21 protein-coding genes are annotated in these 25,639 nt (G+C 69.6%); 6 read left to right on the forward strand and 15 right to left on the reverse strand.

The features are described 5' to 3' along the window. Positions 1-52 precede the first annotated feature (52 nt). Entirely contained in the window at positions 53-1,042 is a 990-nt protein-coding gene (locus VFF46_RS40215) for a 2-dehydropantoate 2-reductase (RefSeq protein ID WP_325042537.1), read from the forward strand. Between the two features lie 110 nt (positions 1,043-1,152). After that, positions 1,153-2,022, forward strand: a complete 870-nt coding sequence (locus VFF46_RS40220) for an NAD(P)/FAD-dependent oxidoreductase (protein WP_325042538.1) — start codon at positions 1,153-1,155, stop codon at positions 2,020-2,022. On the opposite strand, the gene idi is transcribed toward VFF46_RS40220, so the two are convergent. Beyond that, the gene (idi, locus tag VFF46_RS40225) at positions 1,999-2,556 is read right to left on the reverse strand and encodes an isopentenyl-diphosphate Delta-isomerase (RefSeq protein ID WP_325042539.1); all 558 of its coding nucleotides are present in this window, start codon (positions 2,554-2,556) and stop codon (positions 1,999-2,001) included. The genes VFF46_RS40220 and idi overlap by 24 nt on opposite strands. Before the next feature lie 226 nt (positions 2,557-2,782). Between idi and tyrS the strand changes: the two genes are divergently transcribed. Further along, positions 2,783-3,964 (forward strand): tyrosine--tRNA ligase, encoded by a 1,182-nt coding sequence (gene tyrS / locus VFF46_RS40230; RefSeq protein ID WP_325042540.1) that lies wholly within the window; start codon positions 2,783-2,785, stop codon positions 3,962-3,964. 203 nt (positions 3,965-4,167) lie between these two features. Here tyrS and VFF46_RS40235 read toward each other — a convergent pair whose 3' ends face one another. The 11 genes from VFF46_RS40235 to VFF46_RS40285 all read right to left on the reverse strand — a co-directional run bounded on the left by VFF46_RS40235 (position 4,168) and on the right by VFF46_RS40285 (position 18,142). Next, positions 4,168-5,460, reverse strand: a complete 1,293-nt coding sequence (locus VFF46_RS40235) for a lytic transglycosylase domain-containing protein (RefSeq protein WP_325042541.1) — start codon at positions 5,458-5,460, stop codon at positions 4,168-4,170. Beyond that, positions 5,457-6,299, reverse strand: a complete 843-nt coding sequence (locus VFF46_RS40240; protein ID WP_325042542.1) for a phosphate ABC transporter ATP-binding protein — start codon at positions 6,297-6,299, stop codon at positions 5,457-5,459. Before VFF46_RS40240 ends, VFF46_RS40235 begins: the two co-directional genes overlap by 4 nt. A gap of 29 nt (positions 6,300-6,328) precedes the next feature. After that, positions 6,329-9,043 (reverse strand): hypothetical protein, encoded by a 2,715-nt coding sequence (locus VFF46_RS40245; protein ID WP_325042543.1) that lies wholly within the window; start codon positions 9,041-9,043, stop codon positions 6,329-6,331. Positions 9,044-9,280: 237 nt separating this feature from the next. Next, on the reverse strand, positions 9,281-10,276 hold the full coding sequence (locus VFF46_RS40250) for a substrate-binding domain-containing protein (RefSeq protein WP_325042544.1): 996 nt from the start codon (positions 10,274-10,276) through the stop codon (positions 9,281-9,283). A gap of 158 nt (positions 10,277-10,434) precedes the next feature. Continuing rightward, positions 10,435-11,190, reverse strand: coding sequence for a lytic murein transglycosylase (locus VFF46_RS40255; protein WP_325042545.1), 756 nt, complete (start codon positions 11,188-11,190; stop codon positions 10,435-10,437). Then, positions 11,181-12,905, reverse strand: a complete 1,725-nt coding sequence (locus VFF46_RS40260; RefSeq protein ID WP_325042546.1) for a PPC domain-containing protein — start codon at positions 12,903-12,905, stop codon at positions 11,181-11,183. The genes VFF46_RS40255 and VFF46_RS40260 overlap by 10 nt, the downstream gene beginning before the upstream one ends. A gap of 159 nt (positions 12,906-13,064) precedes the next feature. Further along, a complete protein-coding gene (locus tag VFF46_RS40265; RefSeq protein ID WP_325042547.1) occupies positions 13,065-13,958 on the reverse strand; it encodes a sortase domain-bontaining protein in 894 nt (297 codons plus the stop codon). Beyond that, positions 13,955-15,688, reverse strand: coding sequence for a substrate-binding domain-containing protein (locus VFF46_RS40270; protein WP_325042548.1), 1,734 nt, complete (start codon positions 15,686-15,688; stop codon positions 13,955-13,957). The genes VFF46_RS40265 and VFF46_RS40270 overlap by 4 nt, the downstream gene beginning before the upstream one ends. Positions 15,689-15,702: 14 nt before the next feature. Next, positions 15,703-16,803 carry a phosphate ABC transporter permease PstA gene (gene pstA / locus VFF46_RS40275; protein WP_325042549.1) on the reverse strand — a complete coding sequence of 367 codons (1,101 nt, stop codon included), beginning with the start codon at positions 16,801-16,803 and terminating at the stop codon, positions 15,703-15,705. Further along, positions 16,803-17,789, reverse strand: a complete 987-nt coding sequence (gene pstC, locus VFF46_RS40280) for a phosphate ABC transporter permease subunit PstC (protein ID WP_325042550.1) — start codon at positions 17,787-17,789, stop codon at positions 16,803-16,805. Before pstC ends, pstA begins: the two co-directional genes overlap by 1 nt. After that, positions 17,786-18,142: a hypothetical protein gene (locus VFF46_RS40285; RefSeq protein WP_325042551.1), complete on the reverse strand. Its 357-nt coding sequence runs from the start codon at positions 18,140-18,142 to the stop codon at positions 17,786-17,788. Before VFF46_RS40285 ends, pstC begins: the two co-directional genes overlap by 4 nt. A gap of 188 nt (positions 18,143-18,330) precedes the next feature. On the opposite strand from VFF46_RS40285, the gene VFF46_RS40290 reads away from it, so the two are divergent. Next, complete coding sequence (locus tag VFF46_RS40290; RefSeq protein ID WP_325042552.1) at positions 18,331-19,152, forward strand: NAD(P)H-binding protein; 822 nt, start codon at positions 18,331-18,333, stop codon at positions 19,150-19,152. 147 nt (positions 19,153-19,299) lie between these two features. Here VFF46_RS40290 and VFF46_RS40295 read toward each other — a convergent pair whose 3' ends face one another. The 3 genes from VFF46_RS40295 to VFF46_RS40305 are packed head-to-tail and all read right to left on the reverse strand — an operon-like array spanning position 19,300 to position 23,369. After that, positions 19,300-19,785, reverse strand: coding sequence for a DinB family protein (locus VFF46_RS40295; protein ID WP_325042553.1), 486 nt, complete (start codon positions 19,783-19,785; stop codon positions 19,300-19,302). 9 nt (positions 19,786-19,794) lie between these two features. Continuing rightward, a complete protein-coding gene (locus VFF46_RS40300; protein ID WP_325042554.1) occupies positions 19,795-20,319 on the reverse strand; it encodes an isochorismatase family protein in 525 nt (174 codons plus the stop codon). Further along, positions 20,316-23,369 (reverse strand): DUF2961 domain-containing protein, encoded by a 3,054-nt coding sequence (locus VFF46_RS40305; protein WP_325042555.1) that lies wholly within the window; start codon positions 23,367-23,369, stop codon positions 20,316-20,318. The genes VFF46_RS40300 and VFF46_RS40305 overlap by 4 nt, the downstream gene beginning before the upstream one ends. A 225-nt stretch (positions 23,370-23,594) precedes the next feature. On the opposite strand from VFF46_RS40305, the gene gndA reads away from it, so the two are divergent. Both gndA and VFF46_RS40315 read left to right on the forward strand, forming a co-directional pair. After that, positions 23,595-25,034 (forward strand): NADP-dependent phosphogluconate dehydrogenase, encoded by a 1,440-nt coding sequence (gene gndA, locus VFF46_RS40310; RefSeq protein WP_325042556.1) that lies wholly within the window; start codon positions 23,595-23,597, stop codon positions 25,032-25,034. An 82-nt stretch (positions 25,035-25,116) separates the two neighbouring features. Continuing rightward, positions 25,117-25,515: a DUF6319 family protein gene (locus VFF46_RS40315; RefSeq protein ID WP_325042557.1), complete on the forward strand. Its 399-nt coding sequence runs from the start codon at positions 25,117-25,119 to the stop codon at positions 25,513-25,515. Positions 25,516-25,639 lie beyond the last annotated feature (124 nt).

Genomic DNA, 25,639 nt, shown 5'->3' on the forward strand with positions numbered 1-25,639 from the left:
CTCCGTCCCGGAACGAACCCAGACATCTCCTGTCCTTCGGTACGTTGTTCGCATGATCGCGGTCTATGGTGCCGGCGGCGTCGGCTGCTACGTGGGTGGCCGGCTGGCTGCTGCCGGTGCGGCGGTGACGTTCGTCGGGCGAGCGCGGACGGCTGCTGAGGTTGCCGCGCACGGGTTGCGGCTGACCGATTATCTGGGGGCTGACCTCCGGGTTGCCGACGTGCCGTTCGAGACCACGCCAGCCGCTGCGGCCGGGGCGGATCTCGTGCTCGTGACGGTGAAGTCGGCGGCGACCGCGCAGGCCGCGGACGAGCTGGCGGAGGTGGTGCCGCCGGGTGCGGTGGTGGTGAGCTTCCAGAACGGCATCCGGAACGCCGAGGTGCTGCGGTCGCGGTTGCCGTCGCAGGTCGTGGTGGCCGGGATGGTGCCGTTCAACGTGCTGAATCGCGGCGGCGGCGTCTTCCACCAGGGCACCGAGGGAAAGCTCGACGTACAACGGGATCCGGTGTTGGCGCCGTACGCCGAGGCCTTCGAGCGCGCGGGCCTGCCGCTCACCCAGCACGACGACCTCCTGCCGGTGCAGTGGTCGAAGCTCCTGCTGAACCTGAACAACCCGGTCAACGCGTTGTCGAACCTGCCGTTGCGCGACGAGCTCTCGCAGCGCGCGTACCGCCGCTGCCTGGCCGCCGCGCAGGCCGAGGCGCTCGACCTGCTCGCCGCGGCCGGGATCCGACCGGCGCGACTCCTCGCGGTACCGATGCAGCGCTTTCCCGCCGTACTGCGGCTGCCGGACTTCCTGTTCCGCCGCCTCGCGGGCAAGGTGCTGGCCGTCGACCCGCTCGCCCGGACGTCGATGTGGGAGGACCTGGAGGCGGGCCGCCCGACCGAGATCGACTACCTGAACGGCGAGGTCGTCACGCTCGCCGGGTCGCTCGGCCGCGCCGCACCGGTGAACTCCAAGCTTGTCCACCTGATCCGCGCGGCCGAGACCGACCGGCGGTCGTGGTCAGGACCCGACCTCCTCCGCGAACTGCAGCGGTAGCTCCGCCCGGACGTTGACACTCGCCGTCCGGTACGTGAAGCCGAGGTGCTCGTTCAGGCACGGCCAGCGAATTTCAGAGTATGAGACCAGTCGTCTCGTATGATGGCGGCATGGATGTTGCGGTCATCGGTGGAAGTGTGGCGGGACTGCAGGCTGCGTTGACGTTGGGACGGGCCAGGCGGCGGGTGGTGCTGTTCGACGACGGGCAGCCGCGGAACCGGACGGCGTCGCACGTGCACAACTACCTCGGCGCGGTCGACCTCGCGCCGGGTGAGTTGCTGGCGAACGGGCGGCGCCAGCTGGCGGCGTACGGCGTCGACGTACAGGAGAGTCGTGTCGAGGACGTGACGCCGGACGACGACGGGTTCGTGGTCGACGGCCGGCAGGTGCGGGTCGTCGTACTGGCGACCGGGCTGCGGGACGAGTTGCCCGACGTACCCGGGGTTGCCGACGGGTGGGGGCAGTCCGTGGTGGCGTGTCCGCACTGTCACGGGTGGGAGGTGCGGGATCAGCCGCTCGTGCAGTTGGGGATGCGGGGCGCGCCGGATCGGTCGGTGGCGCGGGCGTTGCTGCTGAGCCGGTGGAGCGATGACGTGGTCCTGTGTACGGACGGCGACGTTTTGACCGGGACGCAGCTGGACCGGCTCGCCGTGGCTGGGGTCAAGGTGCGGACCGAGCGTGTTGCCGAGGTCGGGTCCGGGGTGCGGCTGGTCAACGGGGAGTCGCTGGCCGCGCGGCGGGTGTTCGTGGTGGTGCGGCAGCATCAGCAGAGCGATCTGGCCGAGCGGCTCGGCTGCCAGGTGTCGGACGGTGCGGTCGTGGCCGACGACGGCGGCCGGACCACGGTGCCTGGGGTTTACGCGGTCGGTACGACGGCGGCGCCGGCGTTGCTCGCGATAGGGGCGGCGGGACAGGCCAGTACGGCGGCGGTCGCCGTACATGGTGATCTGCTGGAGTCAGACCTGGGCGGCGGCTGGTAGCCGGGACGGGTCCGCGATCGGCCAGTCGGCCGGCTCGGCGGGGAGTTCGTCGAGTTGCAGGAGGCACCAGGGCGAGAGGTCCGGGACGCGGCGTACGTCCTCCCAGGAGGCCCAGCGGTAGTCGGCGACCTCGGCCGGGTTCGGCGTCGGGTCACCGGTCCACCACACCCGGTAGACCGGGCAGATCTCGTTCTCGACCGTGCCGCTCGGCATCTCGGCGCGGTACCGGAACTCGGGCAGCACCAGGTCGACCGTGTCCACCACGATCCCCAGCTCGTCGGAGAGCCGCCGGCGGACCGCGTCCGGGACCGGCTCCCCCGGCAGTGGGTGCCCGCAGCAACTGTTCGTCCAGACGCCCGGCCAGGTCGGCTTGTGCAGCGCGCGCCGGGTGAGCAGCACCCGCCCGGCCGCGTCGACGACGTAGCTGGAGAACGCGAGGTGCAGCGGCGTCGCGGCGTGGTGCACCGTGGCCTTCGCCTCGGTGCCGATCGCACGCCCGTCGTCGTCCAGCAGTACCACCCGCTCGTCGATCACGTCTCGAGCCTAATCCGGTTCACCAGTGGGCCGGTGCCTGTTAGCCTCGCGGTGTGACCAAGCACTGCGTGATCTATCGACCGGCTCTGGGAGGGACCGGCGTTCGGTAGTCCCCGCAGTCCGCACCACCCAGAGCCCCCGAGGCAGGAACCGTCCGGTTCCTGCCTCTTTCCGTTCGCCGGAGGCACTGGTCGTTCTACGGGTGCCTCGTCCTGAGAGGAACCCCATGAATGCCGTGATCGACCGGTTACGCCGTACCACCGACCTGATCGTCGGAACCGACGACCTGCGCGAGCGCCTGGACTCCGGGCGGCCGCTGCGGATCAAGTACGGCGTGGACTGCACCGCGCCCGACCTGCACCTCGGGCACGCGGTCAACCTGTGGATGATGCGCCAGCTGCAGGACCTCGGGCACCGGGTGGTGTTCCTGCTCGGCGACCTCACCACCCGCGTCGGCGACCCGACCGGGCGCTCCTCGACCCGGCCCGTGCTGACTCCGGAACAGATCGACGCGAACGCCGCGTCGTTCCTCGCGCAGGTCTCGCTGGTACTGCGGACCGATCCCGCGGTCTTCGAGGTACGGCGGAACTCCGAGTGGTACGACGCGATGCCGGTGGCGGAGCTGCTCGGGCTGTTCGGGCAGGTCACGCACGCGCAGCTGATGGCGCGGGACATGTTCCGGGACCGGGTCGCGGCCGGGCGGGAGATCGCCGTACACGAGCTGGTGTACCCGGTGCTGCAGGGGTACGACAGCTTCGCGATGCAGAGCGATCTGACGATCGTGGGCTCGGACCAGCTGTTCAACGAGCAGCTCGGGCGGCACTTCCAGCAGCGGCTGGGCGCGCCGCCGCAGGTGGTGATCACAACCACCATCACGCCCGGGATCGATGGCCGCGCCAAGCAGTCGAAGTCGCTGAACAACTACATCGGGCTGACCGACAGCCCACGCGACAAGTTCGGGAAGCTGATGAGCATCCCGGACGAGCTGATCGAGGCGTACGGGCGGGTCTACACCGAGCTGCCCCTGGAAACGGTCGCAGCGCTGGCGGATGCGACCGGCCCGGCGGCACGGGACGCCAAGCTCCGGCTCGCGGCAGCGGTGGTCACGCGGTACCACGGTGCGGGCGCCGCGAAGGCCGAGCTCGACGCGTTCCGCCATACGTTCACCGAACGAGCCGAGCCCGCGGAGCTGCCGGAGCTCACGGTGGGAGGGAGCCCGACGGTGCTCGACCTGCTGCGGGCCGCGCACCCTGACGCCAGCAACTCCGAACTACGCCGGTTGCTGCGCCAGGGCGCGGTGACGGTCGACGGCGTCCGTATGACGGATCCGGACGCCGTGGTCGAGCTACCCGACCCGGTAGTCCTGAAGTCGGGCGCCCGAACCTGGCACCGGGTGACGGAACACTAACCGGTCCGGCCCGTAAGTTCGTCGGGATCTGCGCTGAGCATGGATCCGTGGACGCTGGGTTATCCATTCGTCGTGGGGGTTCTTCACTCGCACACCAGCAGAGAACCCCCAACACCGGTGGATAGCCACCCGCTCGGCGACCAGTTCCGGCAACTTCGCCGTTACCGCGCCGACCAGCCGGCTACCCGGCCCACGGATCCAGGCTAAGGAGTACCGGTCGGTGGGCCTGGGGTGATGGTGGACGCTGCGGGCGTCGTCGTGTCCGGCGGCGGGGTCGGGGAGTCCGTTGGCGGCGGCGTGGTCGTGCCCGGGGGCGGGGTCGGAGTGTCCGTCGTCGGCGGCGGCGTCGGGGTGTCCGGCGGGGAGGTCGGCGCAGTGGTGCTCCCCGGAGTGCTCGGCGGGGTTGTCGGCGGCTGGGTCGTGGGCGGGACGTACGGCGGTTTGGCGGTCGTCGGCGGCCTGGTCGGCCGGCCCGGGAACGGGATGGTGTGCGTCGACGTCGGCGTCGGGACGACAACCGACGGCGGACCGGTCGGCGTCGCGGCGGGTGTCGGGATGACGCCCGTCGTCGGCGGGGTGGTGGGGAGGGACTTGTCGTCGGTGGTGTGGGTGTTGCCCTTGTCGCCGGCGCCCGGGATCTGGTCGTGGGAGTCCGGGATCGTGACGGTCTGCCGGCCGTACGCCTGCATCCAGCGGAGCACCGTGGACACGTAGCTCATCGAGTGGTTGTACCGCAGGACGGCCTGCACCAGCTGCTGCGGATTGCTCAGGTCGGTGCCGCCCTGGCACAGGTAGTCGCCGGTCGCCCGCGCCGCGTCGAACACGTTGTGCGGATCGCGAATGCCGTCACCGTTGCCATCGGCACCGAACGTCGCCCAGGTCCCGGGGATGAACTGCATCGGCCCGACCGCCCGGTCCCACGTCGTGTTCCCGTCGTACACGCCGTGATCGGTGTCGGAGATCGCCGCCATCCCCGGACCGCCGTCCAGCACCGGACCGAGGATCTTGCCCCGGGTGTTGCCCTGGGCATCGACCCGGCCGCCGCTCGCGTGCGACGACTCGACCTTCCCGATCCCGGCCAGCAACGGCCAGGTCAGGTGACAACCGGGCATCGCCGTCGCCAGGTCGGTAGCGGCCTTCTGGTACGCCGCCAGCACCGTCCCCGGGATCCCCGACACGTCACCCGTCACACCCACGGGCGGCTGCCGCGGCCCGTCCGTCGTACCGGTGTCGGGTACGTCGGCCGCGCCCGGCCGGATGCTCTGCCCCTCGTCGGTCGGCAACTGCCCGTCAGCACCCACCTGCGGCAGCTCGGCCGGACGATCGATGAAGGTCCCCCGCGGCAGGCTCTGCTCGCTCACCACCAGCTGGCCGCTGAACGTACTCCCGCCGCCGGCCACGACGAGCACCATCGCACCGACCGGCGCGGCGCACGCCCAGGCGGCGGCGACCTTGACCCGCCAGCTGTCCCGGGAAGTCCAAGGGCGGTTGATCATCCGAAGCGTCCTTCCACGTAGTCGGCGGTCCGCGGGTCCTCCGGGCTGGAGAAGATCTGGCCGGTCGGCCCGGACTCGACGATCACGCCCGGCGTGCCCTGCTCGGCCAGGAAGAACGCGCACGACTGCGACACCCGGGCCGCCTGCTGCATGTTGTGCGTCACGATCACGATCGTCACCTCCCGGCGCAGCTCGTGGATCGTCTCCTCGATCCGCCGCGTCGAGGTCGGGTCCAGCGCCGAGCACGGCTCGTCCATCAGCAGTACGTCGGGCCGTACGGCGAGCGACCGCGCGATGCACAACCGCTGCTGCTGGCCACCGGACAGCGCGCCACCCGGCGAGCCGAGCCGGTCCTTGACCTCTTTCCAGAGCCCGGCCTTGGTCAGGCACTCCTCGATCAGGTCCTCCCGCTCGTCACCGCGGACCCGGGTGCCGGTGAGCTTCAGGCCCGCGGTGGTGTTCTCGGCGATGCTCATCGCCGGGAACGGGTTCGGCTTCTGGAACACCATCCCGATCCGCTTCCGGGTGTCGGTGATCCGCCGTTCCGGCTCGTAGATGTCCTCCCCGTCGAGCAGCACCTTCCCGGCCAGCGCGGCACTCGGCACCAGCTCGTGCATCCGGTTCAGGATCCGCAGGAACGTCGACTTCCCGCACCCGGACGGCCCGATCAGCGCGGTCACCTGCCCGGCCTCCATCCGCAGCGACACCTCGGACAACACCTTGTGCGACCCGAACCAGGCCGCCACCCGCTGACTCTCGAGATCACTCCCACCTTCGACCGGTGGCAGTACGGCGGTCTCCTCGTCAGCAGCCGGTACGACGGGCAGTACGGACGTCATGCTGTTCCTTCCGATCGAGCGGGAGCTGGTCAGTTGTTCCGGCGGCGGCCGCGACGGAAGAGACCGGCCAGGTACGACGCACCGGCGACGGCGCCACGGCGTACCGGGTGGCCGGGGGTGGCGATCAGGCGGATGCCCGGGGAGGCGACGCCGGCGACCAGGCCGGCGATCAGGAACGCGGGGATGCCCCAGGACAGCCAGCCGAGGGAGTCGCCCTGGGTGGTGGCCGCGACCGGCTTGATGCTGCCCTGCGCCTGCGGCTTGTTGCTCGAGGCACCGGCGGACGGCGACGCACCGGGGGTGGTCGGACCGGTGCTCGGGGAGCCGGTCGGGTTCGGGGTGCCGTTACTGCCGTTGTTGTTGCCGTTGGCACCGTTCCCGTTGCCCGTCCCGTTCCCGTTGGTCCCCGCTCCGGTGCCGTTGCTGCCGCCGTTCTGGCCGCCGCCCGGCGCGGTGGTCGACGGGGTGGGCGTCGGGTTCGGCGGGTCCGGGACCGGGTCCTTGGGCGGGACCGGCGGCGTACCGGTCTGGTTCTCGACCGCGTCGGCGACCTTGAGCGCCTGGTCCTGCATCGGCTGGGTGAGCGCCAGGTAGCCGTCCGGGAGCTGGCCGGCCTGCTGGCCGTACTGCTGGCCGGTTGTCGTCATCCACCGCAGCGAGTCCGCGATGCGGTGCGCGTCGGTCGGCTTCAGCGTGGTCGTCGGGACCTCGGCGTAGCTGATCATCGTGCCCGGGTAGCCCCGGATGTCCATCTTCGCCTGATCCAACTGCCAGACGCCGGTCGCCTTGTCCACGCCGGCGCCGTCGAGCGCGTAGGTCATGCTCTCGACCGACGGCTTGACATAAGCATCCGAGCTGTTCCGCAGCGACACGGCCTGCATGCCGACCTTCTCCAGCTGGGATGTCGTCGACAGCGCGAGCAGATGCCGAACGTTCTGGCTCTGAGCACTCTGGCGCTTGGGCACGAGCGGCAGGCCTGGGCCCTGTGGGGACGGCGCCTGGCTGAGGGGCCATGACGTCATCAGGGAGTCCGCCGACTCGGCCCAGGAGTTCGCGGCCGCGGCCCCCATCTGCTGGGGCGAGAACCCCGCCCACGTGGACGCATCGCTGAGGTTCGGCACCGTCCAGCCGTCCCGCAGGTCGTAGTCGTTGCGCGGCAGTTCCCAGCCTGTGTACGCCTTGTTGACCGTCATGCCCCACGGGTCGGCCTTGCCCTGGAGGAAGGCCCGGGCGGACGGGTCCGACCAGATCCAGCGGGTGACGGCCTCGATCACATCGGTCTGCGCGGTCGGGAGCGCCATCTGGGTACCGGAGCCGTCCGACGCCCCGGCCCAGTGGGCGGCCTCCGGGTTCAGCTGGAGGAACTCCGGGTCCTGCAGGATGGTCGCGGGATTGGTCGGCACGTTCGGGTTCACGAGAGCGGCCGGTACCGAGCCGTTGCGCCACTTGCCCGGGTACGACTGGGTCAGCAGCTTGGCCACCAGTCGCTGGTTGAGTTTGATGTCGTTCACCGGGCCGCCGCCGAAGGCGTCGGCGACCTGCCAGTTGAATCCGATCGCGAACCCGGAGACGGCGAGCGGGGCGTACCCCGGTTTCCGTGCTGCCGCAGGAGAATCCTGCTCGCTCGGTTCGGTCACGACCGCTGCGTCCGCGGCGTATCCCGACGGCGCGACCGGATCCGTCTGCCCGAGCTGGGTCCGTGACTCGGGTTCCCAGGCACGGGTGTAGTCGAGGGAGGTCGGGCTGGACTGCTGGCACCGCGCCGGGACCCAGCGGCGCATCGCCTCGCCCATCAGCTCCGATCCGATGAACTTCGCCGCGTCGGTGCGCTGCGCACAGGTCGGCGACTCCGGCGCGAACGAGAGCTTGAAAACGTACCGCTGGTACCAGTTCGCCAGCAATGACCAGTATCCGGCTCTGACGGTCGAGCCGTTAGAGGTGAAGCTCGCACATCGTTGCGCCTCGTCCGTGGTGACGTCCGGCGTGCCCAGGCACGGATGAGATGTGATCGGCACGACCACCAAGGAGCATTGGCTGCTCTGGGAACACCCCAGATTGGGGTTCTCCACCTTGGTGTTCGCCCAGGTCTGTACCTCGCCGGTCCCGTTCTGCCGGGTCAGGCCGATGCGCTGGTTCTCCGTACCCGGCGTGTAGTCGTCGACCGTGGTCGTCACACCTGAGTTCGTGAGCGTGGTCCCAAGACCCGGAACCAGCCATGCACCTGCGGCGTTCGGACGTGGTAACGCATGGTAGGTCCCATCGGCCTTGCGGAACGGGATCTGGTAGAGCTGGCCGCTCGTCGTCGGCGCGGTGGTCCGCCATTGGGAGTTCTCAACCGGCACGAAGCTGCTACCGAGAATCGGTCCGAGGGAGTTGCCTGCGACGGTACTCGCCATCCAGCAGTCGGAGCGGTCCGGGTTGTACCCGCGGCACTGCATCACCGTCACCGGGAGCTCGTGCTCTGCGGGACTCCCTTTCTCGGTACTGGGCGCCATACCGGTCCAGGACACGTTCAGCATCTGCCGGGTCAGATCGGCTGTGCGTGAAACCGTCACCGTCTTGCTGTCGCGGCTCAACGTCACCGGCGTCGCTGACGGGTCGGCGACGACCGGACTGTCCGGCTGGTCCGCGGCAACATTCTGCAGGCGCTGGTACGGAACAGCTGCCGTCGCGTAGGACCCGGACAGTGCGAACAGAACCGTGACCGCCAGGAGCGCGGCACCGCGCCTGTGGATCAGCCTCACGATGACCTCCAGGAAACTGCGAACATGTCGAGCCGGGCGGCACGGGGTGCCGTCCGCGTGAAGCCTTTCCCGACCTGCGACCGTCCAGGTCGCCAGCAGGTGAACTGGACATGAATGAGGTCATGGCCGGAAAGGCGGAACCGGTGGGCGAGAGAGTTCCTCGCCCACCGGCCGTGGGTCAGTCAGTCACATCAGTTGCCCAGATCAGTTGCTCAGACGAGGTTCCAGAGCAGTTGATCAGGCGACGCCGCAGGCCGCGCCGAGCTCGACGAAGCCGTTGGCCTTGATGACGTCACCGGCCGTGGTGGTGGCCGGGTCGTTGTCGGACGGCTCGCAGATGAACGGCGTGCCACCGGTCGACGAGGAACCGAAACCGTCACCGAACAGGTCGGCCAGGTAGTCCGGAACCACACCGCCGACGGACTTCACGACCTGGTACAGCGTGCGGTCGTAGGCGTTCGAGTCCGGGGCCGGGATGGTGCCCAGCGCCGTACCGGACTGCTGGGCCGGGGTGAGCAGGCCGTAGCGACCGACCGACACCGGCGCGATCGCACCGGAGGTCGCGGCCACCGGCGCCGGGTCGTGCTCCTGAACCGGCGAGCCGTTCACCGAGTCCTTGACACAGGACGGAAGGTTCGTGCTGTCGATGCTGACCAGGCCGGCCCAGGTCGCCCGGGTACCGGAGTTGATCTGCGGGATGAGCGGCACGATCGGCAGGTTGTTGCCGCCGAGCTGGCTCCAGTTGGTGACCTGGCAGTTGTAGATGGAGGTCAGCTGCGCGTCGGTCAGCGACGTGACACCGGTGGCGCTGGAGTTGCGCATCCAGCGCAGCTGGTCCTTGGCGAACGGCAGGAACGTGGCGTCGGCACAGTCGCCGGCCTGCTTGCCACGCGAGGAGCGGGCCGAGTCGATGTCGGTCCGCGAGCAGAGCGCGGAGATGCCGGCGCCGGAGCCGTTCGGCCGGGTGATGGTGACGCCCGGACGAATCGTGATGGTCGACGAGCCGGTGGCGTCGAACGACGCGATCCGGCGGGCCGGGGTGGGGGTGCGGCCGTTGTAGAGGTTCATCAGGTCGTCGAGCACCAGCTCGCTGGTGTCCGAGCCGACGATCACGACGTCGTCGGAGTCCGGCGTGAAGGCCGGGTCGGCGGCGGCCGACAGGGCGGTGGTGGCGACCACGGCGAACGCGGCGGCGGCGATCGCGGTGGCACGGGCGGTACGGATGAAACGCATCTCGGGAATACCTTCCTTACTGCGTTCTAACGCGGGCCTGCTTGACCCGCGGCCACCGTGTCCGACGGTGACGACACCAATTCATCGGGTCAAGGCCGACATTTCCCGGCTATTCGGTGAACCAGACATGATGGTGTGGCCAGCCGGAAACGCACAGATCACCGGATACTGGCCCGGGCATATTCGTTCGACCGGCCGAGAACGTTCCGCGCATATTCTCCGGACCGGTTGTACGTCGTCACCGCGGCCCACCAGCCGGCACCGGTCCGCATGGTCGGCGTCGACGCGCACAGGTAGACCGCGGCGGTCGCGGCGGCGTCGTCGAGGTCGTTCGGTCGCGCCGTACCGTCGCCGTCGGCGTCGACTCCGTAGGCCCGCCAGGTACTCGGCAGGAACTGCATCGGCCCGACGGCGTGGTCCCAGCGGGTGTCGCCGTCGTACACGCCGCCGTCGGTGTCCGGGATCGCCTGGACGCCGGGACGTCCGTCGAGGGCCGGGCCGACGATCGGCGGGGTACTCGTACCGTCGTCGCCGACCACCGCGCCCTTGAACGAGCCGTGTGCGGACTCCACCGAGCCGATCGCGGCGAGCGTCACCCAGCTCAAGCCGCAGGACTCCGGCGCGGACTGCTCACCCAGGGCGTACGCCGCGAGCACGCGTGGCGCGATCGGGACCAGCGTGCTCATCCGGGTCGCCCAGGCCCGGTAGCGGCCGGCCCGGCCCCACGCGTCGCGCGAGGCCGGGCCGGCTGCGGGTGGCACACCGGCGGCGGGAGGCGTGGGCGGAACGCCTCCCGACACCACCAGCGGACCGTCCGTGCCGCGCCCGGAGGGTGAGCGCGCCACGGTGATCACCACGACCGCGATCAGCAACAAGGCTGTCGCGGTCGTGACGAGTTTGGCTCTCAGCTGCACGGTCCCGTGAGACCCCAGGCTGCGACGTTCAGGGTGTCCTGCGTGCCGGTGAGGCCGAGCGCCGGGTTGTACGCGTCCTTGCCGAAGTCCACGTCGACGTCGTCCGCGGTACCGCCGATCCCGTCCGCGCCGACGCCGTACAGGCCCGGGAAGTTGCCGTCGGCATCCATCAGGTTCGCGACCGGGCTCGCCGGGTCGGTGTCGTAGTCACCGACCAGGTGGCCGATCTCCCGGGACACCAGGTTGCCGATCGCCTGGCCGACGAACCCGACCCGGTCGCTGTCCGCGGACAGGTACCGGTTGATGCTGGCCGCTCCACCCGCGGCGCTGATCCGGTCGAGCTGGACGAGCGCGGTCTCCTGCTGGTCGAAGTTCCCGGGGTCGACGGACTGCGCCGACCCGATCCGGCTGATTCCGGACTCCGCCGTACCGCCACCGACCACGACCCGCGAGATACCCGGGCGGCCGAAGGTGTCGGCGTCGTCGCGGCTGTTCCGGATCCGCACGTCGACGTTCGGGTTGCTGCTCTTCCCCTTCAGCTCGGACCGCACGTTCTCGGTGACCACGGCAACGACCTTGTCGATCACCGCGGACTCGTCGGCGGCGGTGAGCCCCCAGTTCGGCAGGTACGCCGCCAGCCCGGAGAGCTGCTTGACCCCGGAGCCGCCGAGCGGGGTGGTGTCGATCTGGCCGCCGTCGAAGTCGAGGAAGAAGGTCTGCGGCGCGGCCGCCGACTCGGTCCCCGGGCGGTACGTGCCCAGCGTCAGGTCGTACGGGCCGAAGCCGTCGGTGACCGACACCGAATACAGGCCCGCCCGGTCCGCGACGTACGCGAGGTCGACGGCACCGCGCGGCAGCGGCGACGAGGCCGGGAGCTTCGTACTGGCGATGCGGTCGGAGCTCACTGCCTGCGTCCCGTCCGGCTTGACGACCGTCAGCCGCTTGCCGGACGACGCGAGGGCGGCGCCGAGCACGTCGCCCTTCGCGAGCTGGACGGCGAAGAAGTCCTTGTCGACCGGGGCCGACGCGATCAGCAGCTGGTACGCACCGGTGTCGGCGCCGCCGTGGCCGCTGCCCGAGTTGTGCGGATCCGCGGGCAGGCTGCCGGCCGCGCTCTGGCCCGCGACGACCACGTAGTAGTCCCCGCTCGCGGTCAAGGTGTACGTGAGCTTGCTCGCCAGACCGCCACCGCCGTTGTCGTCGGAGGCCAGCAGTGCACCGGCCGCGTCGTACAGACCAACCACGGTGTTGGTGCTCGCGATCGAGCCGGCGGTACTGACGGTCACGGTCTGCCCCGCCGTACCGGCGAGCTGATAGAAGTCGAAGTCGCCGGTCTTGTCGCCGAGGTTGCCGTGCGGACCGTCGCCGAGGACGCCGGAGGTGGTGATGGCTGCGCGGCCGTTGCTCCCGATCCCGGTGGCGGTGGCCAGCTCGATCGAACCGTCGTCCTCGGTGCCGGGCTGGATCGCCACCGGTGCCGGGGAGAGGGTGCCGTGCACGCTGGCAGTCCGCTGCTGCCACCAGGCCGTACCAAGCGCGGCCAGCCGCTGGGCGGTGGCCGGGCTGTCGTTGCGGCCGGCCGCGGTGGCCGGCTCGGACTCGGTGTAGGACAGACCGCTGCCGGCCGGTGCCGCCGAGGCGGCCGGTGCGCAGAGCACCGCGGCCAGCGTGACCGCCGATGCGGCGAACAGCCCGCGGCGGATCATCGGATTCATGACGGGTTTCCTCCCAGAAAGCTCCACGGCCGCGGACGGAATTGCCCGCGGCCGAACACTCCCCCGAGCGAAGAACGATTTCGCTGCAATCGTAGGGACGAAAACTCCGGCCGGAGACTTTCCGCCGGTTTGTTCAATTTCTGGGAATGACCAGTTAATTCACACCAGGTTCGGCAGCATTCCGGCGACCTGCTCGAAGATCCGCCAGACCAGCGCGAGCACGACCGGCGCCCCGATCAGGTAGGACTCCCAGCGGCCGATCCGGCTGCGGAACCAGATCACCCCGGCGCCGACCACCAGCAGGGCCTCGAGCCAGAGCACCAGCGGCCAGATGGCGGACAGGTCCACGCCGAAGGCCTTCTGGCTGCTGGGTACCTGCGCGCGGCCACCCGGGTCGGGCTGCACCTGCCCGTCGGCCAGGTCCGCGTCGACGTACACCGTTGCACTCGGCAACAATTTGCCCTCGGCGGTGACCAGGGTCAGCCGGGAACTGCCGTCGGCGGGCGCGGCCGGCAGCGGATCGCCGCCGCGCCGGACGTCGGTCACCCGGTAACCGAAGGTCCCCTGACCGGTGACGACCTGGAACCGGGTGCCGACGTTGAGCTTCGGTACGCTCCGGAACGGCGCGCCGAAGGTCAGTCCGCGCCCGTAGACGACCGAGATCCCGGCCTGCCCGGGCAGTACGGTGTCGGCCCGGTGCCCGGGTCCGTCGCGCAGGATCGCGCCGGTCGTACCCTCCTTGATCACCTGCCGCAGTTGCAGCCCCGGTACGTCGAGCACCGCGACCGGATCCCCCGGCGTGATGCCGGGACCCAGCGGGGCGGTCGCTTCCGCGAGTTCGCCGCGGATCTTGTCGTAGGCCACGTCCTGCGCGCGGTTGAACTGGAGCGCCCCGAGCAGCGTCACGTAGACCAGGAAGCTCAGGATGCCCAGCGCGAACAGCCGCAGTGCGTCGGCGGTGAGCTGTGGGCGCAGGTTCAGCTCGGCCTCGACGCGGGCCTTGACCTTCGCCGGGGCGGTCCGCAGCGCGGGCGCCGTACCGATTGCGGTCACTTGCCGGCCCGCTTCTGCTGCAGGTACCGCGAGACCAGGGTCGGGACCAGGAGGATCAGCAGGACCTCGACCGCGGTCAGGATGCCGAGGTTGCGGAGCATGCTGCCGCCGCCGCGGTTGCCGTTCAGCTCGGTCACGCTGCCAGTCGGCGTGTAGGCGTTGTTGTTGCCCGAGGCATTGACCACCTGGCCGGTCTCGGGATCGATCGACTGCCCGGACGTCGGGCCGCCGCTGGGGAGTACGGCGCCGGGTGTGGTGCTCGCCGGACCGGCACCCGGCTGGTTCGGGTTGCCGGTGGTGGGGTTCCCGGTGGTGTTGTTGGAGCCGTTGTTGTTGGTCCCGTTCGAACCCGTGTTGTTGTTCGAGCCGTTGTTGTTCCCGCCGTTGTTGTTGCCGCCGTTGTTGTTCGAGCCGTTGTTGTTGCCCCCGTTGTTGTTCCCCGGCTTGTTCGGCTGGTTCGGCCCGCTCGGGCACTGCCCGTTGACGGACGGGCCGGCTCCGTCCTTGTCGCAGGGCAGCGGCTGCGGCGCCCGCTCCGCGAGCAGATTGCGGTTCAGGTTCGTACCGTCGAACGTCGGGTTGCCGCACTTCTTGATATCGGTCGCCGTCGACGGGCTGCCCGGTACCTTGGCCACCTGCGCGAAGGCGGCCTGCACCAGGTTCAGCGGCAGCGGCGAGTACCCGAGTGGCTGGGCCTTCTGCTGACCTTGACAGAGGAAGTACGACGCGAAGTCGCCGAGCGTCTGGCCCTTGTCCGCGCTCAGGTTGGTGGTCGGCAGGATCATGTAGGAGTACGACGACAGCGGATAGGTCCGCGGGTCGGCGTTGTTGTAGACCCCGGCCAGCTTCTGGGTCAGGTACAGCGGACCGGGCGTCGTCTCGATCTGTGCCTTGGTCAACGCCACCGCGGTGTTGTACGCGGTCGGCTCCGTGTAGTACCCCGCGTTGTTGCGGACCTTCACCACCGGGTAGCTCTTGCCCAGCGCGTAGGAGTACTCGACGTACCCGATCGCACCGTCGGCGTAGCTCGCGGAGATGTAGCCGGCCATCTGGCTGGAACCGCCCTGGGACTTCACACCGGGGAAGTTGGTGGTCGGGTAGTACGACGTCTGGCCGCACTTCCGGCCCTGCGTCGACTGGCAGAAGGAGTCCCACTGCGCCTTGTACTGGGTCGCCATCCAGAGCGTGAACTGCGCGGTGGTACCGGAACCGTCGGAGCGGACCACGGGGATGATCTTCTTGCTCGGCAGCTGCTTGCCGTTGTTGTCCCGGGTGACCTGGGCGTCGTTCCAGTTCGTGATCTTGCCGGTGAAGATCTTCGTGATCGTGTCACCCGACAGCCGCAGGTCGCGGTACAGCCGGCCACCGACCTGGATCTGGTACATGAACGACGTACCGCCTGCGACGATCGGCATGTACGCGTACGGCCGGCGCGAGACATCGGTGGCACCGGTCAGCGGATCCGTGCCCTGGTACGGGATCTCGCTGATCGCGAAGTCCACCAGATTGCCGGCGAAGTCGAGCCGGCCCCGTGACGATCCGCCGCCGCCGTACTGGACCCGCATCCCGCGTGGCTCGACGTCGCGGATCCATTGGTCGAGGGCGTTCTGGGACCAGGTGGACCCGGACCCGTAGATCGGCACGTACGCCGTACTCCGAGCAGCGGCCGGCAGGCCCGCGAAGGCACAGCTGAGCAGCACCGCGAGGACGAAGGCACTGAGCCGTCGCATGATGACGATTCCTCTCATCGGGTTCCGGAGCGGCCACGGGCGGCCATCCAGCGGGAGAACACGAACAGCAGCAGGACCAGGACGAGCAGCAACGCCGCGGCGCCGAAGGCACGGCTGATGTAGTTGCCCTCGGGCGACTGCGACATCTTGAAGGTGAACAGCGGCAGCGAGACCATCGGGCCGGAGAACGGGTTCAGGTTCAGGTACGTCGTGAAGCCCGCGGTGAGCAGCACCGGTGACGTCTCGCCGATGCCCCGCGCCGTACCGAGGACGAGCGCGGTCGCGAGACCGGGGCGCGCCGTGGGCAGCACCACCGACCAGACCGTGCGCCACTGGGTCGCGCCGAGGGCGAGCGACGCCTCGCGCAGGCCGCTCGGGACGAGCCGCAGTACCACCTCGGACGAGCGCGCGATGATCGGCAGCATCATCACCGAGATCGCCATCGCGGCGACGAACCCGGACAGCCGGAAACCGAAGCCGATCAGCAGCACGACGTAGGCGAACAGCCCGGCCACGATCGACGGCAGCGCGGTCATCGCCTCGACGACCGAACGAACCAGCCGGGAGGCCCGGCCGCCGATCTCGGTCAGGTAGACCGCGCAGAGGATGCCGAGCGGCAGCGTGATCGCGATCGCCATCGAGATCTGGATCAACGTGCCGGCCAGCGCGTGCAGGGCGCCGCCGGTGGTGAGCGGTTCGAGCGGACCGGCGGTGCGAAGGTCCTGGGTGAAGAAGTTCTTGTGTACCAGGGATTTCGAGCCGCGAGCCAGCGTGTAGCCGACGACGGTGGCGAGCGCGAAGCCGACCAGGCTCGCGGCGCTGTGGGCGAGCAGGACGGCAAGGCGGTCGGTGAGTACGACCCGGCCGCGGCGCAGGCCGGTGAGCAGCAGGTAGAGGGCGGTGAACGACAGCCACCAGCAGACGATGAAGCCGAGCGTGCCCTCGGTGGGCAGGATGCGGCTGTAGAGCACCCAGGTCAGCGACAGGCCCGCGACCGCGGAGCCGATCAGGCAGGCCCGGTCCTCGACGTCGACGACGTGCAGCCGGCGGCGTTCGGGTTCCGGTTCGACCGGCTCGACGGCCTCGGGGGCCTTGGTGAGCACTGTGCTGGTCATCAGATCTCCGTTCCGGCACCGCTGCGGCTGCGGGCCACCACGAAGCCCGCGATCAGGTTGACGATCAGCGTGATCACGAACAGCACCAGGCCGGCCGCCATCAGCGCGTTCAGCTGGGAGCCCGACGCCTCGCCGTACCGGAGCGCGATCATCGCGGAGATCGTGATCGAGCCCGACTGCAGGACGTGCCAGTTGATCTCGAACAGCGGCGACACGATCATCACCACCGCGATCGTCTCGCCGAGCGCGCGGCCGAGGCCGAGCATCGTGCCGCCGATGATCCCGCCGCGGCCGAACGGCAGGACGACGGCGCGGACCACGCCCCAGCTGGTCGAGCCGAGCGCGAGCGCGGCCTCCCGTTCGCCCGGCGGGGTCTGGTCGAACACCTCGCGCATCACCGCGCAGGCGATCGGCATCACCATCATCGCGACCACGATCCCGGCGATGAACGCCGACGACGCGTACGACGCACCGTCGAAGACCGCGGCCCGCGGGTCGGTGTCGACCTTGAAGACCGGTATCCAGCCGAACCAGGTGGTGATCCACCGGGACAGGTGGATCACCCACGGCTGCAGCAGGAAGAAGCCCCACAGGCCGTAGACGATCGACGGGACCGCGACCATCAGGTCGACCACCGCGACCAGCGTCTTCTTCAGCCCGCGCGGTGCCCACTCGCTGATGTACAGCGCGGTCCCGAGCGCGAGCGGGAACGCCAGCAGGATCGCGATGGTCGCGATCACCACGGTCCCGAACAGCACCGAGGCGACACCGATCCTGTTCGCCTCCGGGTTCCAGGCCTGCTCGGTGAAGAACTTCCAGCCGTAGCGCTGCAGCGTCGGTTTCGCCTGGTAGGCGAGGAAGACACCGATCCCGCCGGTGATCAGCAGCACCAGGCCGCCACCGCCGCGGGCGATGATCCGGAAGATCAGGTCGGACGGGGACAGCGCCGACCGGAGCCGCCGCGGGGTAAGGGTCTCTTCGCTCACTGTTCCGGCTCTCGCTGGATGAGTACTGGGGGCAGGTACGCGGTCGTGACGACGGCCTGCTCAACCGCTTGCGTGAATCGATGGAAAGCACGCCGTGCGTCGATCCGGCGGGCGAAGACGACCGGGCACTGGACGTCCGGCCCGTCGGTGGTGGTGATCTCCCAGCGCCAGCGGCCGTCCGCGTCCCGGCGCAGCGTCGGCTCGGCCTCCCGGGCGAGCCGGCGGACGGAGGCCAGTACGTCGAGCGGGGACCGCAGGTCGCCGCGGCCCATCGCCAGTGGGCGGTTGTTCCCGGAGAGCAGTCGCCAGATCCGTTCACCGCCTCGTGGATCCTCGAGGAACTGCATCCGCACCCCCACCGTCTCCTCCAGCCTCTCCCCCAGCGCAGTCGGTATGGAGCGTCACCAGATGCGGACAACGCGTAGTGAACTAGACCGAAGCGGGACATGAACACGATCGATGACAAATCGACATTTCGCCGCAATGTACGGACAAAAGATTCCTGCTATTGCGGGTCCGGCTTTTGTGTCAGGGTTGAGCAATGACGATCCTGATTACGGGCGCGACCGGAAACGCCGGCGGCGCGGTGGCGCAATCGCTGGCGGCACAGGGCATCCCGGGCCGTGGATTGGTCCGGACCGCGACGCGGCTGCCGGCCGGTATCGCGCCGGTGCCGGGCGACCTCAATCGGCCGGAAACCTTCGCGGACGCATTATCCGGAGTGACCGGGATTTTCCTGCTCAGCGGTTACGAACGGCTCGACGAATTGCTGGCGAACGCGGTGCGTGCCGGGGTCCGGAAGATCGTCGTACTGTCCAGCAGTTCGCTCGACGGCGAGGTCACGAACGCCGTCGCCGGGTACCACCACGCCACCGAGGAGGCGGTCCGGGCAGCGGGGCTGGAGTGGACCTTCCTGCGGCCGAACTCGTTCATGTCGAACACCTTGCGCTGGCGCGACCAGCTGCGCGCGGGCGACGAGGTCCGGGTGCAGTTCCCCGACGTACCGGTGTCCACGATCCATCCGGGCGACATCGGGGACGTCGCGGTCCGGGCGCTGCGCGGCGCGCACGACTCCGCGGTACTGCGGCTCACCGGGCCGGTCGCGCTGACCCCGGTGGAGCAGGTGGCGATCCTCGCGGAAGCCCTCGGCCGGCCGCTGACGGCGTACCCGATGAGCCGCGCGGAGACCCACGCCGAGCTGCACGCCACGATGCCCGAGCCGTACGCCGCCGCGATCGAGTCCTTCTTCGGCGACGGCACGATCGACGAGACCTCGGTGAACACCACGGTCGCGGACGTCACCGGACACCCGGCCCGCACGCTCCAGTCCTGGGCGCAGGAGAACCGCGCGCTATTCGGCTAGGGCATGCCTCCTGATTCCACGTCGTCGCGAGGAGGTGCTCGGTGCGGTGCATCGGTGCGCGGGGGCGAAGGTCTCGATGCGGAGCATCGTGGCCTTTGCACCCGTGCGGCGAGGTGCCGTGCCGAGTGCCCCGCAGTAGGCGTGGGATCAGGAGGCATGTCCTAGCAACTGTTCGCGCAGGATGTCGGCGTGGCCGCGGTGCTGGGCCAGCTCGCGGAGGACCTGCAGGTACACCCAGCGCAGTGTGCGCGGTCCGCTCGGGTGACCGGTCACGATCGTGTCCAGCGGCAGACCAACGACCGCCGACCGCGCGGTCTCGCACGCCTGCTGATGAGCCGCGACGACCGAGGCGATGGTGTCGTCGTCGGTGAGCCGGAACGAGTCGTCCGGCGTCCGGACCAGGCCGAGCTCCCGGCGGGACCGGCCGCCGACGCACTCCTCGAACCACACCCGCTGCATCCAGGTGAGGTGCTTGAGCAGCCCGAGCAACGTCGTCGCCGACGGGACGAGCCGGCGACGGACCTGCTCTTCGGTCAGGCCGTCGAGCGTCGCCTCGATGGCGCCGCGATGTTCCTCGACGAACGCGTCCAACTGCGTGCGCTCGTCGTCCAGCAGTACGTCGAACGAACCCATCGCCCGACCCTATCCGGTCAGCGCCGCCAGGTACTCCGCGGCGCTGCAGGACGTGCCCAGCCGGGGGAACACGTACGTCGTGGCGAAGGCGTGAGCGTCGCCGTCCAGGCCGGTCATCGCGTCGGTGACGAAGAAGGTCTCGTAGCCGAGGTCGGAGGCGGCGCGGCCGGTCGACTCGACGCCGAAGTTGGTCGCGATCCCGGCCAGCACGACGTTCGCGATGCCGCGGGACTGGAGCTCGGCGTCCAGCGCGGTCCGGCCGAAGGCGCCGATCGTGCGTTTCACCACCTCCAGGTCACCGGGCCGCGGCTCGGCACCCGGCGCGAAGCCGCTGCCGTCGGGCTGGACCTCGACGCCCGGGCGTTCCACCCGGACGTTCACCACCAGGCCGCCGGCCGCGCGGGTCGCCGCGGCCAGTGCCACGGATCGTTCGAGTACGTCGGGACCGCTGGACGGCGCGGTCGGCAGCGCAACGATCCGTGGCATCAGGTCGATCAGGACGAGCGCCGTACGGCGTGCTTCCAAAGGGTTCACGTGCCGAGCTTAAGATCCACCACGTCGACCCCGGCCAGGTAGCCGATTGCTGCCGCGTTCTTGCCGGTAACGGTCACGCCGAGCTGGTGGGTGCCCGCCGTCAGCTGAAGGGTGCCCAGGTCAACGGTCTGCGTACCGACGCCGGACGCCTGGTACCCGTCGAACGGCACCGCGGTACCACCGTCCACCTGGACGGCGACGGTCCCGTAGTCGACGGCCTTCGTCAGTACCGTGGACACCTGGTAGGTCCCCGTCGTCGGGACGGTGAGGGCGAACACGGCCTTGTCGCCCGCTTTCGCACCGTGGATCCACGCCTGCGCGCCACCTGACCAGCTGACCCCGCAACAGTTGCCCTGCGGATCAACAGGAACGGTCGACGACACCGGCGGCAACATCGACTCCCCCTCAATCCGCAACGTCCGCCCGCTGGTCCCGCGCACCGCAACCGACTTGCCTCCGACATTCCCGGCCAGATCCACCGCTGCGACCCGATACGTCCAGGTCTCGTTCAGTCCGAGGCCGCGGTGCAGGAACCCGGGCAGCGGACTCGACCCGATCAGCTTCTCGGTCCCGCCCGCAACCGCGCCGTACACGTTGTAGTAGGCGATCCCGCTCTCGTCCGGGACGTCGTTCCAGCTCACGTTGATCGCGTTGTCGGTCCGCCCGGTCGCGGTGAGACCGGTGACAGCGCCGGGTGCGCGGCGGTCGTCGTACGGCTTGGTGAGGGTTTGGACGACGTACGACGACGCCGTCCACGCCGGGCCGGTGGGCCGGAGCTCGATGTCCAGGTGGGTGCGGCCGGCGGTGAGGGCTGGCGGAAGCTGGTAGTTGTCGTCGAGCCAGCGTTGATGGGTGTTGCCAAGGGGTTGCAGCCAGAGACCCGCGTCGTTGCCGTTGACAACGACCTGTGCGGATTGCCCAGCCATGTTCTGATCGCCGGTTCTGCGCAGGGTGACGCCGCGGTTGGCCGGGTCGATCGCTACCCGGAAGTGGATTGGTTGCGTGGTGGAGCGGACCTGGTCCGTCAGCGTGATGTCGTCGTGGTCGCCTTCGTAGACGCTGGTCAGGTCCGACTGCGTGCCGTTGTCGGTGTAGCCGTGCTGCTGGCGGCTCGTGGCGGAGCCGACGTCGATGCGGTCGGTCTCGCGGGCGCCGAAGCCGGCGGCCTTGTAGAGAAACGCCGTCGAGCCGTAGATCGCCGGGTGGTCGTCCTGCTGGCCGTGTTCGATGCCGAAGTCGAGCTGGTTCTCGAAGGCGACCGAGTCGCTGATGTGCAGTCGCCAGGCGCCGTCGCACTCGTTCGTGCAGAAACCGGTCCGCACCTCGTGCGCGGAGTTGCCGTGGAACGGAGTCGAGTACGTGCCGGCGTTGAAGTACCAGCCGGACTCGTAGAAGTCCTCTGTCCCGGTGCCGTGGATGGCCGGCGTCCGCTCGCCGTCGGCGTACACCCGCTCGTCACCCTCGAGGTACCCGCGGGTGTTGCCGTCGGCAAGCAGTCCCTCCATGGTCTGCGAGACGCCGACGAACTTCCCGCGCCCGGTCACGTCCGCGAAGGCCCAGTCGCTGCCCTGCGTGGTCTCGCCGCGCTTCGAGATCGCGGTGAAGTACCCGATCTTGCCGGTCGCCAGCTCGGCCGCCTTGCTCCCGTCCCGCGCGGCCGTCACCTCGGCCTGTCCCTTCAACGGGTACGCCGTCGGGTTGACCAGCGTCACCGTCGCGCGGGCGGCGTACGGCATCGGCCACCAGGAGGAGTACCAGCCGTCGGGGTCCATCGCGAAGAACAGCGAGTGCACCGGGTTCTCGCCGAGGCCGGAGCCGAAGAACTCGCCGAGCGGGGCATCCACCCGCTTCTGACCGTCGATCGCCACCTGGACACGGACGCCCGCGAGCAGCGTGTCGGACGGCTTCACCCGGGCCGCGTCCGCGTCGGTGGGGGCGTATGTCATCGCGTGCTCGCCGCTCCAGTTCTGCTTGCTGATCGAGTACCCGTGGGCCTGCTCGTCGGCGACGTGGTTCGGGCCGACGTCGAGGGTGTCGGTGCGGCCCGCGCTGGAGTCGACCCAGTACGCGAACTCGTTGAAGTCCAGGTCGGAGGAGATGAACTGGTTGCTGATGGTGATCCGCGACTTGCCCGCGGTCAGTGCGGGCGGCAGGTCGACGGATTGGTCGTGCCACTGCGTGCCCTGGGCCTTGAGCGGCGCCCACTCTCCGGCCGGTACGCCGTCGACGAGGATCTTCGCGCGCTGGTTGCCGATGCTGAGGTCCATCCGCCGGGTCAGCTTCACGCCGGTGTTCGCCGGGTCGATCTTCATCGTGAACGTACTGCCGCCGAGGAACGCGCGGCCGTCGTCCGCGAGACTCTTCAGGTTCAGGCCGACGATGTCCGGCAGCTTCAGCCGGAGCGCGCTCAGCTCACCGGGCCCCCGGGTGTCCGCCAGCGTGACTTGCTTGCCCGGGGCAAGGTTCACCGGCGTCGACGTGGTGCTGGCGTTCGGCCGCGCGGGCTTGGGGTCCTTGGTGCCGGCGGCGTTCAGCAGCTTGAGGACGTCCTCGGCCTTGTCGGCCGGGTCGAACGTCCGTACGCCGTTCGCGTCCGGGAACTTGCGGTAGTCGACGTGGTAGAAGAGCGGGTTGTTCTGCGTGGTGATCCGCATCGAGGAGCGGTACGGCATCGGCACCCGGATGTACACGCCGCCGCTGCTCTGTACGCCGTTCGCGACCAGCGGATAGCTGAACGGGGCGCCGAGCTTGCCGTCGACGATGTCCTGCAGCGAGCCGTGCAGCACCTGCTTGCCGTCGAGCTCGACCGTGATCGTGCCGGTCTTGCTCACGTTGCCCCCGTCGCGGGTGAACCAGATCGACGCGATCTCACCGGCCCCGCTGGCCTCGGCGATCACGCAGCCCGCGGTGGTCGTCCGGAGGCAGGAGTAGGTGCCGTCGAAGCCGTCGTTGTTGCTGCCGTCACGGCCGAAGCTGGAGAACTGCTTGGTACGGACACCGGTCTGGAGCTCGGGTAACCGGTCCAGATTCCGGTACACGTCCCAGCCCACCGGACCGTTGTCGTTTCCCGGCGGTGAGGCCGAAGCTGAGGCTGAGGCGGTGGTGGGCAGGGCCAGGAGTGCGCAGGCAGCCAGTGCGATGACACGACGGAGCATGGGCGGGTTCCTCCGTGATGGGAAATCGATTTCTGAGATGTCTACCACCGATGTTTGCGGTTGAGAAGGCCTCAGGCAGACTGGACCCCGCACACAACTTCAGACTCTGCGGGAGATTCGATGAACTCTGCGAAAGCCCAGATCGGCGTCACCGGCCTAGCGGTGATGGGCCGCAACCTGGCCCGGAACCTCGCGCGTAACGGGTTCCGCGTCGCCCTGCACAACCGGTCCCAGGCGCGGACCGACTCGCTGGTCGCGGAGTTCGGCTCCGAAGGCGAGTTCGTGCCGTCGACCGACCTGGCGGGCTTCGTCGAGTCGCTGGAGCCGCCGCGCCGGGTGATCGTGATGGTCAAGGCCGGCGCCCCGACCGACGCCGTCATCGACGAACTGGTGCCGCTGCTCGACGAGGGCGACATCGTCGTCGACGCCGGCAACGCGCACTTCCTGGACACCCGGCGCCGCGAGGCCGCGCTGCGCGAGAAGGGCCTGCACTTCGTCGGCTCCGGCGTCTCCGGCGGCGAGGAGGGCGCGCTGAACGGCCCGAGCATCATGCCCGGCGGCTCCCCGGAGTCGTACGCGGCGCTCGAGCCGATGCTGACCAAGATCTCCGCGCATGTGAACGGCGAGCCCTGCTGCGTGCACGTCGGCCCGGACGGGGCCGGCCACTTCGTGAAGATGCTGCACAACGGCATCGAGTACGCCGACATGCAGCTGATCGCGGAGGCGTACGACCTGCTCCGGCACGTGCTCGGGCTGTCCCCGGCCGAGCTCGCCGACGTGTTCCGGGAGTGGAACACCGGCGACCTCGAGTCGTTCCTGATCGAGATCACCGCGGAGGTGCTGAGCCAGACCGACCCGACCACGGGCGGCCCGTTCATCGACGTCGTCCTGGACCAGGCCGAGCAGAAGGGCACCGGCCGCTGGACGGTGCAGTCGTCGCTCGACCTCGGCATCCCGGTCAGCGGTATGGCCGAGGCCGTCTTCGCGCGCTCGCTGTCCGGTGACGTCGTACGGCGGGAAGCGGCCGCCGGCGTGCTGCCGGGTCCGGGCGACGTGAAGGCGGACGTCGACCGGGACCAGTTCATCGACGACGTGCGGCACGCGCTGTACTCGTCGAAGCTGGTCGCGTACGCGCAGGGCTTCGACGCGATCCGGGCGGCCAGCGAGGAGTACGGCTGGGACATCGACCTCGGCGCGATGGCGACGATCTGGCGCGGCGGGTGCATCATCCGGGCCCGGTTCCTGGATCGCATCAAGGAGGCGTACGACCGGAACCCGGACCTCCCGTCGCTGCTCGTCGACGACTACTTCCGGGACGCGGTCGGCAACGGCCAGGACGCGTGGCGCCGGGTGGTCGCGACCGCGGCCACGGTCGGCGTGCCGGCTCCCGGGTTCTCCGCCGCGTTGTCGTACTACGACGGCCTGCGCGCGGAGCGGCTGCCTGCGGCACTCATCCAGGGGCTGCGGGACCTGTTCGGGGCGCACACATACAAGCGCGTCGACCGGGAGGGAAGCTTCCACCTGGAGTGGTCCGGCGACCGTTCGGAGACCGCTCAGTAGCGGCGAGCGGCTGATTGGCGCTGGCGTCGAACATGTGTTCTAATAGTCGTCCAGCAACAGTCAGAAGGAGAACGCCGCAACGATGACTGTAGACACCTTTGCAGTAGAAGCGCCGTCAGACCTGGTCGACACTCCCGCGGTCGTCGAGACACCTGAGGTCGTCGAGGCGCCGAAGCCGAAGAAGGCTCCGGCGAAGAAGGCGGCCGGCAAGAAGGCCAAGACCATCGAGCTCACGCTGACCGTCACCGGCACCGCGGACGGCGAGTGGCACGCCGAGCTCAAGCAGGGTACGACGTACCTGGCGCGCGACCTGGCCGTCGCCGCGGCCGCGGTGTCGCGGGCGGCCAAGGAGCTGCACGAGGACCTGTCGACCCCGATCGACGAGGTGATCGAGGAGGCCCGCGCCCAGCAGGCCGCCAAGGTCGCCGCCCTCGAGGCGGAGCTGGAAGCCGCCAAGAAGGCCCTCGCCGATCTCGACTGACCACGAGTGATCGCTGTATCCATCCCGACGCAGGCTCCCCGTGGTGATCAACTTCCCTGATGACCACGGGTTGGAAGTACGGAACCCGTCCGCAGCTGTGTGAGGTGGCTGCGGGCGGGTTCCG

This window comes from Kribbella sp., assembly GCF_035655035.1.
Taxonomy (GTDB): domain Bacteria; phylum Actinomycetota; class Actinomycetes; order Propionibacteriales; family Kribbellaceae; genus Kribbella.

Excerpts from the sequence above, each read along its gene's own strand:
- VFF46_RS40215 (WP_325042537.1), top strand. The coding sequence starts at position 53 with ATGATCGCGGTCTATGGTGCCGGCGGCGTCGGCTGCTACGTGGGTGGC.
- VFF46_RS40220 (WP_325042538.1), top strand. The coding sequence starts at position 1,153 with ATGGATGTTGCGGTCATCGGTGGAAGTGTGGCGGGACTGCAGGCTGCG.
- tyrS (WP_325042540.1), top strand. The coding sequence starts at position 2,783 with ATGAATGCCGTGATCGACCGGTTACGCCGTACCACCGACCTGATCGTC.
- VFF46_RS40235 (WP_325042541.1), bottom strand. The coding sequence starts at position 5,460 with ATGATCAACCGCCCTTGGACTTCCCGGGACAGCTGGCGGGTCAAGGTC.
- VFF46_RS40240 (WP_325042542.1), bottom strand. The coding sequence starts at position 6,299 with ATGACGTCCGTACTGCCCGTCGTACCGGCTGCTGACGAGGAGACCGCC.
- VFF46_RS40250 (WP_325042544.1), bottom strand. The coding sequence starts at position 10,276 with ATGCGTTTCATCCGTACCGCCCGTGCCACCGCGATCGCCGCCGCCGCG.
- VFF46_RS40260 (WP_325042546.1), bottom strand. The coding sequence starts at position 12,905 with ATGAATCCGATGATCCGCCGCGGGCTGTTCGCCGCATCGGCGGTCACG.
- VFF46_RS40270 (WP_325042548.1), bottom strand. The coding sequence starts at position 15,688 with ATGCGACGGCTCAGTGCCTTCGTCCTCGCGGTGCTGCTCAGCTGTGCC.
- pstA (WP_325042549.1), bottom strand. The coding sequence starts at position 16,803 with ATGACCAGCACAGTGCTCACCAAGGCCCCCGAGGCCGTCGAGCCGGTC.
- VFF46_RS40290 (WP_325042552.1), top strand. The coding sequence starts at position 18,331 with ATGACGATCCTGATTACGGGCGCGACCGGAAACGCCGGCGGCGCGGTG.
- VFF46_RS40295 (WP_325042553.1), bottom strand. The coding sequence starts at position 19,785 with ATGGGTTCGTTCGACGTACTGCTGGACGACGAGCGCACGCAGTTGGAC.
- gndA (WP_325042556.1), top strand. The coding sequence starts at position 23,595 with ATGAACTCTGCGAAAGCCCAGATCGGCGTCACCGGCCTAGCGGTGATG.
- VFF46_RS40315 (WP_325042557.1), top strand. The coding sequence starts at position 25,117 with ATGACTGTAGACACCTTTGCAGTAGAAGCGCCGTCAGACCTGGTCGAC.